The sequence below is a fragment of the Mesorhizobium sp. M7A.F.Ca.US.006.04.2.1 genome (genome assembly GCF_004022915.1).
Lineage (GTDB): Bacteria > Pseudomonadota > Alphaproteobacteria > Rhizobiales > Rhizobiaceae > Mesorhizobium > Mesorhizobium ciceri.
Window position 1 is genome coordinate 1 of record NZ_RZQA01000218.1, and the last position, 7,919, is coordinate 7,919.

At 63.4% G+C, this 7,919-nt stretch carries 7 protein-coding genes; 5 read left to right on the plus strand and 2 right to left on the minus strand.

All coding sequences use genetic code 11. The features are described from left to right. Together metH and EN925_RS13990 are read right to left on the minus strand one after the other, a co-directional pair. Positions 1-2,144 (minus strand): methionine synthase (metH, locus tag EN925_RS13985; RefSeq protein ID WP_128336626.1); only part of this gene is annotated, 2,144 nt, incomplete at its 3' end. Between the two features lie 130 nt (positions 2,145-2,274). Then, the gene (locus EN925_RS13990) at positions 2,275-3,093 is read right to left on the minus strand and encodes an alpha/beta hydrolase (RefSeq protein ID WP_127384498.1); all 819 of its coding nucleotides are present in this window, start codon (positions 3,091-3,093) and stop codon (positions 2,275-2,277) included. Positions 3,094-3,283: 190 nt separating this feature from the next. Between EN925_RS13990 and EN925_RS13995 the strand changes: the two genes are divergently transcribed. From EN925_RS13995 to EN925_RS14015, 5 genes are read left to right on the plus strand one after another with little or no spacing between them, the layout of a single operon-like run. Next, a complete protein-coding gene (locus EN925_RS13995) occupies positions 3,284-4,537 on the plus strand; it encodes an ABC transporter substrate-binding protein (protein ID WP_127369918.1) in 1,254 nt (417 codons plus the stop codon). 3 nt (positions 4,538-4,540) lie between these two features. Further along, complete coding sequence (locus tag EN925_RS14000; protein ID WP_127366362.1) at positions 4,541-5,278, plus strand: ATP-binding cassette domain-containing protein; 738 nt, start codon at positions 4,541-4,543, stop codon at positions 5,276-5,278. Continuing rightward, entirely contained in the window at positions 5,275-5,988 is a 714-nt protein-coding gene (locus EN925_RS14005) for an ABC transporter ATP-binding protein (protein WP_013530211.1), read from the plus strand. The genes EN925_RS14000 and EN925_RS14005 overlap by 4 nt, the downstream gene beginning before the upstream one ends. A 12-nt stretch (positions 5,989-6,000) precedes the next feature. After that, positions 6,001-6,876: a branched-chain amino acid ABC transporter permease gene (locus tag EN925_RS14010; RefSeq protein WP_063170049.1), complete on the plus strand. Its 876-nt coding sequence runs from the start codon at positions 6,001-6,003 to the stop codon at positions 6,874-6,876. Then, on the plus strand, positions 6,873-7,907 hold the full coding sequence (locus tag EN925_RS14015) for a branched-chain amino acid ABC transporter permease (protein WP_127370283.1): 1,035 nt from the start codon (positions 6,873-6,875) through the stop codon (positions 7,905-7,907). The genes EN925_RS14010 and EN925_RS14015 overlap by 4 nt, the downstream gene beginning before the upstream one ends. Positions 7,908-7,919: the final 12 nt, after the last annotated feature.

Sequence of the window (7,919 nt, forward strand, 5' to 3'; positions counted from 1 at the left end):
ATGACATGCAGCGGCCGCTCGGCGGCAAGCCGCGCTTCCTCGGTGTCGGCGTCGATGAATTCGGTGATGCCGTTGACCAGCGCGTGGCTGATCCGCTGTTCGACAGTCCATTCGCGCCAGGCGAGATCGCGCTCCTGCGCTTCCTTGCCGGCCGTGCCCTTGAAGCGTTCGGCGATCTCCAGCATGCGTTCGGTGGCGGTGCCGCCGGCCTTCGGCGCGCGGTTGAGCACGACATCCTCGCAGGCCTCGCGCAGATCAGGCTCGATCGTATCGTAGACGGCGAGCTGGCCGGCATTGACGATGCCCATGTCCATGCCGCGCTGGATGGCATGGTAAAGGAATACGGCATGCATGGCCTCGCGCACCGGCTCGTTGCCACGGAACGAGAAAGACAGGTTCGACACGCCGCCGGAAATGTGGACATGCGGCAGCGTCGCGGTGATCTCGCCGGCCGCCTCGATGAAGTCGACGCCGTAATTGTCGTGCTCCTCGATGCCGGTGGCGATGGCGAAGACATTGGGATCGAAGACGATGTCCTCGGGCGGGAAGCCGGCCTGCTCGGTCAGGAGCTTGTAGGCGCGGGTGCAGATCTCGACCTTGCGCGCCTTGGTGTCGGCCTGGCCTTCCTCGTCGAAGGCCATAACGACGACGGCGGCGCCATAGGCGCGGACCAGCCTGGCATGATGCAGGAAGGCTTCTTCGCCCTCCTTCATCGAGATGGAGTTGACCAGCGGCTTGCCCTGCACGCATTTCAAGCCGGCTTCGATGATCTCCCATTTCGAACTGTCGACCATGACAGGAACGCGGGCGATGTCCGGCTCGGCGGCGATCAGGTTGAGGTATTCGACCATGGCCTTCTTCGAATCGATCAGACCCTCGTCCATGTTGATGTCGATGATCTGCGCGCCGTTGGCGACCTGGTCGCGGGCGACGTCGAGCGCGGCGACATAGTCGCCCGCCGTGATCAGTTTCCGGAACTTGGCCGAGCCGGTGACATTGGTTCGCTCGCCGACATTGACGAAGGGGATCTCGTCGGTGAGCGTGAATGGCTCCAGCCCGGACAGGCGCATCCTGGGCTCAATGTCCGGAATGGCGCGCGGCGGATACTTCCGCACCGCCTCGGCGATGGCGCGGATGTGCTCCGGCGTCGAGCCGCAGCAGCCGCCGACGACATTGACCAGTCCCTCACGCGCGAAATCCTCGATCTGGGCGGCCATGAAGTCCGGGCTTTCGTCATACCGGCCGAATTCGTTGGGCAGGCCGGCATTCGGATAAGCGCAGACAAAGGTGTCGGCGACACCGGATATTTCGGCCAGATGCGCTCGCATGGCGTTGGCGCCGAGCGCGCAGTTGAGGCCGATGGTGAAGGGGCTGGCGTGCCGCACCGAATGCCAGAAGGCGGTCGGCGTCTGGCCCGACAGCGTGCGGCCGGAGAGGTCCGTGATGGTGCCCGATATCATCACGGGCAGGCGCACGCCCTTCTCGATGAAGATCTCTTCCGCCGCGAAGATCGCCGCCTTGGCGTTCAGCGTGTCGAAGATGGTCTCGATCAGGATGATGTCGGCGCCGCCATCGATCAACCCGCGCAGCTGCTCGCCATAGGCGAGGCGCAAATCGTCGAAGGTCACGGCGCGATAGCCGGGATTGTTGACGTCGGGCGACATCGAGGCGGTGCGGTTGGTCGGCCCGAGCGCTCCGGCGACAAACCTTCGCTTGCCGTCCTGCTGCTCGGCCCGAACAGCGGCGCGCCTGACCAGCCGCGCGCCATCGCGGTTCAGCGCATAGACGGCATCTTCCATGCCGTAGTCGGCCTGGGCGATCGAGGTCGAGGAGAAAGTATTGGTCTCCAGGATGTCGGCGCCTGCGATGGCGTATTGATAATGGATCTCCTCGATCGCCCCGGGCTGGGTCAGGATCAGGAGATCGTTGTTGCCCTGCTGATGGCAGGCGCAGCCGGCGAAAGCCTCGCCGCGGAATTGGTCCTCGTTAAACCCGAGGCCCTGGATCTGCGTGCCCATGGCGCCGTCGAGGATGAGAATGCGCTCGCGTGCCGCCGCTGTCAGCGCGGCAAGCACTTCCGAGCCGTCCGGTTTTGCCGCGACGGGGCCGAACAATGCGTCCAGCGAGGCAGAATTCTGCGACATTTTTTATCCCTTTGGCGACAGGCCTTTTCATGTCACATAAGGATATGTTTATGTCAATATACGGCAGATGCGCGTGATTGTCACCCACCCAACGCGAAGGCGGGTCCGTGGCGCCGGTTTTCCGACGGACCTACGCTCTGTCGACGCTCGCCAGGAAGCGGGCGAAGACCGGATCGAAGCGATCGGGCGAATCCCAGAACGGCGCGTGGCCGGATTTGTCGAGCAGATGCGCCTTGCCTTCCCATAGATTGGAGAATTTCACAGCCGAGACGAAATCGGTGTTGACGAATGGCTCGTCGATGCCGTTCAGAACGGCGATCGGCGGCGTCTTGCCGGCCACGATCTCGCGCTGGTTCCGGCCAGTGCCGGCCGCGAACTTTTCGAACATCAGGCGCCGCGCCCGTCCATCGGTGCGCGCCACCGTGTCGATGAGAAACGGCTCGAACGGCTCGCCGCAAGTGCTGCGCGCATAGGCCTCCACCTCGGCGCCGGTGAAGGTCTCCTGCCCGGCGAGATGCATATGCGGGCTCGGCTTGAATCCGCTGCCGACCTCCTCGGGCGAGACAGGCGGCGTGCCGGTGATCATCAAGCCGAGCAGGCCGGGAAAGCGGTCGATCATCTCAAGCCCGATATGGCCGCCGAGCGACCAGCCGAAGACGATGGCCTTGTCGATGCCGAGCAGCCCGAGCACTTCGGTCATGGCATCGGCATAGCCTTCCATGCTGTAGGAACGCTCTGGATCGATCGCATCGCCGGACGCTCCATGACCGGGCAGGTCGGGAGCGATGAGGTGATATCGCTCGCCCAACGGGCCGTCCAACTGGTTGCGGAAAACGGCACTGGAAGATGAATTGCCGTGGATCAGCATGACAGCGGTTCCCTGGCCGCTGGTCTCACGCACCGCGATCTTGCCGTGGCTGGTTTCAAGGGTCTTCTGCGAGATCGTCATTGTCCGCTCCGTCGGGAATTGCCCTGTTTTAATGCAGTTGCGCAGCAAAGCGCCACGGCTTCCATACCTTTGCGGGAACCTTGTTCCCGGCCAGGTTGCGTTGAAAAATCCTTTTCAAATAAGAACAATTATGCGTAGATTGTCAATTATCCAACTCCCGATGAACGGGAGGAAAACAGGGAACAGCACGATGAAGCCCAAATCCGCCGCAAGTCGAATCCGCCATAAGCTGATGAGCACGACGTTGATCGGCATGTTTGCCGCATCAGCCGCCCCCGCCTTTGCCGACGTCGTCAAGATCGGCCTGCTTGCGCCGCTCACCGGCCCTGCCGCGGCGGACGGCCAGGAATTCCAGCGCGGCGTGCAGATGGCCATCGACGAAGCGAACGCAGCCGGCGGCGTTGCCGGGGATACGTTCGAACTGGTGGTCGGCGACGTCAAGGATCAGTCCGCCGGCAACGTCACCAGCGCCGTCGAACGCCTGCTTGGCGATCCGGGCGTGCACTTCATGCTGACCGGCTATGCCAGCCTGACCAATTTCGAGATCGACAACATGGCCGAGGCGGAAATGCCCTACATGCTGGCGGCCACCTCGCAGCAGACCAGGGACATCATCGCGCCGAGCCCCGACAAATACATGTGCTGCTGGTCACTGACGCCTTCCTTCGACGCCTACAACACCGACGTCACCCTGTTCGTCGAGAAGCTCGCGGCCGACGGCAAGATCACCCTGCCGACCAAGAAGGTCGCCATCATCTCGTCCGACAACGCCTATTCGAAGACCATCTCCGAAGGCATGAAGAAGACCTTCAAGGACAAGGGCTGGACCATCACCGTCGACGAGATCGTACCCTTCGGCGAAGTGACCGACTGGCGTTCGATCCTCGCCAAGGTGCGCGAGAACGTTCCCGATGTCGTCATCAACACCGACTATCTGCCGGGCAATTCGGCGTCGTTCCTCAACCAGTTCCTCGAGCAGCCGACCAAGAGCCTCGTCTTCCTGCAATACGCGCCGAGCGTTCCGGAATTCGTCGAGCTGACCGGCAAGAAATCGGATGGCGTCATCTACAACCTGCTCGGCGGCGCGCTGACGACGCCGAAGAACCCGCGCGCCGATGAGGTGGCAGCCAAGTTCAAGGCAAAATACGGCGTCGAGAGCGGCACCTACGGCGTCGGCCTCTACGAAATGACCAATGTCTATTTCGACGCGGTCAAGAAGGTCGGCGGCGCATCCGACCATGCGGCGATCATGAAGGCGCTGTCGGAGACCGACAAGCAGGTCGCGGAAGGGCGGCTGAAATTCGATCCCGCCACCCACCTTGCCACGCAGGGCGACGACTATATTCCGATCACCTTCTTCCAGATCTGGGATGGCCAGCGCACGCTGATCTCGCCTGAGAAATATGCCACCGGCGCCTTCAAGCTCCAGCCCTGGATGAAGTAGGGAATGGCCCTGCTTGAACTGGACGACGTGTCGAAGGCCTTCGGTTCGCTGAAGGCCGTCGATGGCGTGTCGTTCAAGGTCGAGGCCGGCGAGATCTTCGGTATCGCCGGCCCGAACGGCAGCGGCAAGAGCACGCTGTTCAACATCATCACCGGCATCCCGTTCGGGCCCGACCGGGGCCAGATCCGCTTTGACGGCATTGCCATAAACGGCAAATCGGGACACGCCATCGCGCGCCTCGGCCTTGCCCGGACCTTTCAGCGCGAGACCAGCTTCGACGGGCTGACCGTGTTCGAGAACGCGCTGATCGGCGCCAGCTACGGCAAGCAGGAAAAGACAGCGGCCACGGCCCGCAATGCCGCCGCCGAGGCGCTGGAGTTCGTCGGCCTGGGATCCCAGTCGTTCGGCCGGCTTGCCGGCGAATTGTCCGTGTTCGAGCGCAAATGCCTGATGCTTGCCACGGCGATCGCCATGCAGCCACGCATGCTCTTGCTCGACGAGCCGGCATCGAGCCTGACCAAACCCGAGATCGAGACGTCGATCGGCCTGATCCGCCGCACCGCCGAACGCGGCATCACCATCCTTCTGATCGAGCACGTGCTGACTTTCCTGATGAGCCTTTCGCAGCATCTGCTGGTGCTCAACAATGGCCGCGTCCTGGCCGCCGGCGATCCGGCAGGCGTGATCGCCGATCCGCACGTCATCGAAGCCTATCTCGGCACGAGGAGGTCGGCGGCGTGAATCCCATTCTCAGCGTCGAAGGCGTCACCGCCGGCTATGGCCGCGTCACCGTGCTGCACGATATCTCGCTGGAGGCCGGCCGTTTCGGCAATGTCGGCCTGTTCGGCCCCAACGGCCATGGCAAGACGACGCTGCTGCGTGCGATCTCCGGGCTTCTGCAGCCGAAGAGCGGCCGCATCCTGTTCGACGGGCAAGACATTGTCGGCCACAGCGCACGCGCCATCGTCGGCGCCGGCCTGATCCATGTGCCGCAAGGCAATCGGCTGTTTCCCGATCTCTCGATCGCCGACTGCATGGCGCTCGGCGCCTATTCGCCGCGGGCCCGGCCGCATGAGGCGGAAAACCGCGAAAAGGTGGTCAAGCTGTTCCCGAAACTGGCGGAACGCTGGCGCCAGCGCGTGCGCACGCTGTCGGGCGGCGAGCGCCAGATGGTGTCGATCGGCACGGCGCTGATGAGCCATCCGCGCCTGCTGATCCTCGACGAGCCGACGCTGGGGCTGGCGCCCAAGATCAAGGACGAGCTCTGCGCCTCCGTCATGGACATTTCGCGCGGCGGCGTACCGCTCATCGTCGTCGAGCAGGACATCGAATTCCTGCTGGAACTGACGCAGCAACTCTACCTCGTCAACCATGGCGCCGTTGCGACCGAGATCAAGCCGGGCGAAAGCCTCGACCACGGCGAGATCATGTCGATGTATTTTGGCCATTAGGAAAATCCGAAGATGAGCGCATTGGCGGAAATCCTGTTCGGCGGCCTGTTCCAGGGCTCGCTCTACGCCATGATGGCGGTCGGGCTGGCTCTGGTCTGGACGACGATCGGCGTGTTCAATTTCAGCCATGGCGTGTTCATGATGCTGGGCGCCTACATCGCCTGGCAGCTGGTCGAACTCGGCCTGCCGGCGGCGGTCGCCTTTCCCATCGCCGTCGTCGTCATGGCCGGCGTCGGCTGGATCCTGCAGGCGAGTGTCGTGCGGCCGCTGATCGGCCGACCCAACATCGTGCTGGTCGTCGTCATCACCACGCTGGCAGCCGGGTCGCTGATCGAGAACGGCGCGCTGACCATCTGGGGACCGCGCTCGAAGCAGATCCCGGCGCTGATCACCGGCAACACCACCATCGGCGGCGTCGGCGTCTCCCTGCACCAGATCGCCATCATCGTCATCACGCCGCTGATCCTGGCCGCACTTTGGATGTTCCTCAACCGCACGCGGCTCGGGCTGGCGCTGCGCGCCGTGGCGCAGAATGAAGATGCCAGCCATCTGGTCGGGCTGAACGTCACCGCGCTCTATGGGCTGGCCTTCGCCATTGCCGCGTCGCTTGCAGGCCTCGCCGGCATCTTCATGGGCGGCTATCGTTTCATGTCGCCGGTGATGGGCAGCGACCCGCTGCTCAAGGCGCTGATCGTCGTCGTATTCGGCGGAATATCGAGCATCTCGGGACCGATCTTCGCCGCCTATCTGATCGGCTTCTTCGAGGCCGCCTGCAGCTATTATTTCGGCCTGTACTGGACGCCGGCGCTGCTGTTCGGCGTGCTGATCCTGACCCTGATGGTGCGCCCCGAGGGCATCTTTGCCAGCCGCTCCCGAGGCCTAGCATGACCGACACGACATCGCCGATCACCCTTAGCCACACAGAGGCGGCAACCCCGATCGCTCCCGGCCGCACGCCGTGGAAGCAGGAGGCCATCGGCTTCGTGCTCGGCTTCGCCTTTCTGACACTGCTGCCGCTGATCTTCGGCGACACCTATGCCCGCCACATCCTGATCATGGCCTTCATCTATGCGATCGTCGCCTCGAACTGGGACCTCAGCCTCGGCTATGGCGGCGTCTTCAATTTCGGCCATCTGGCGCTGTTCGGCATCGGCGTCTATGCCTACAGCCTGCTCACCAAGCTGGCCGAATTCGACCCGTGGATCGCGCTGTTTGCCAGCGGTGTCATCGCCACCCTGGCGGCGATCCTGGTGACCATCCCGATCCTGCGGCTGAAGGGCATCTACATCATCCTGGTCACTTTCGGCTTCGCGCAGCTGGTGATGCAGGTAATCATCAGCCAGTCCGCCATCACCGGCGGCACGCAAGGGTTGGTGCGCATTCCCGGGCTATACGTGTTCGACCACAACATGGTCCGTGACGGCAAATCAGCCTATTTCTACATCGCGCTGGCGCTGCTGGTGGCGAGCACCCTATTCCTGCGCGTGTTCGTGCGCTCACGCACCGGGGCCAGCATCGTCGCCTTGCGCGACAATGAGGAATACGCCATCAGCCGCGGCGTCTCGATCGTGCGCCAGCGCATGCTGACGCTTGCCGCGAGCGCCTTCTTCACCGGCATCGCCGGCGCCTTCTACGCCGCCTACCAGCGCAATGCCTCGATCGACGTCTTCGGCATGAGCCTTGCGACCATCATCCTGTCGATGGTGCTGCTTGGCGGCACCAGCACTATTTACGGCGCCATCATCGCCTCTTTCGTGCTGACGATCTTCGCCGAATGGATGGCCGATTTCGGCGCGTGGCGGCCGATGATCACGGCGGTGCTGATCATCGGCGTGATGCTGGCCTACCCGAGCGGCCTGGTCGGCATGATCAAGGCTTCATGGGGCGCCGTCGCCGGACGCCTGAAGCGCCCGGCCTGACCGTTTCGGACT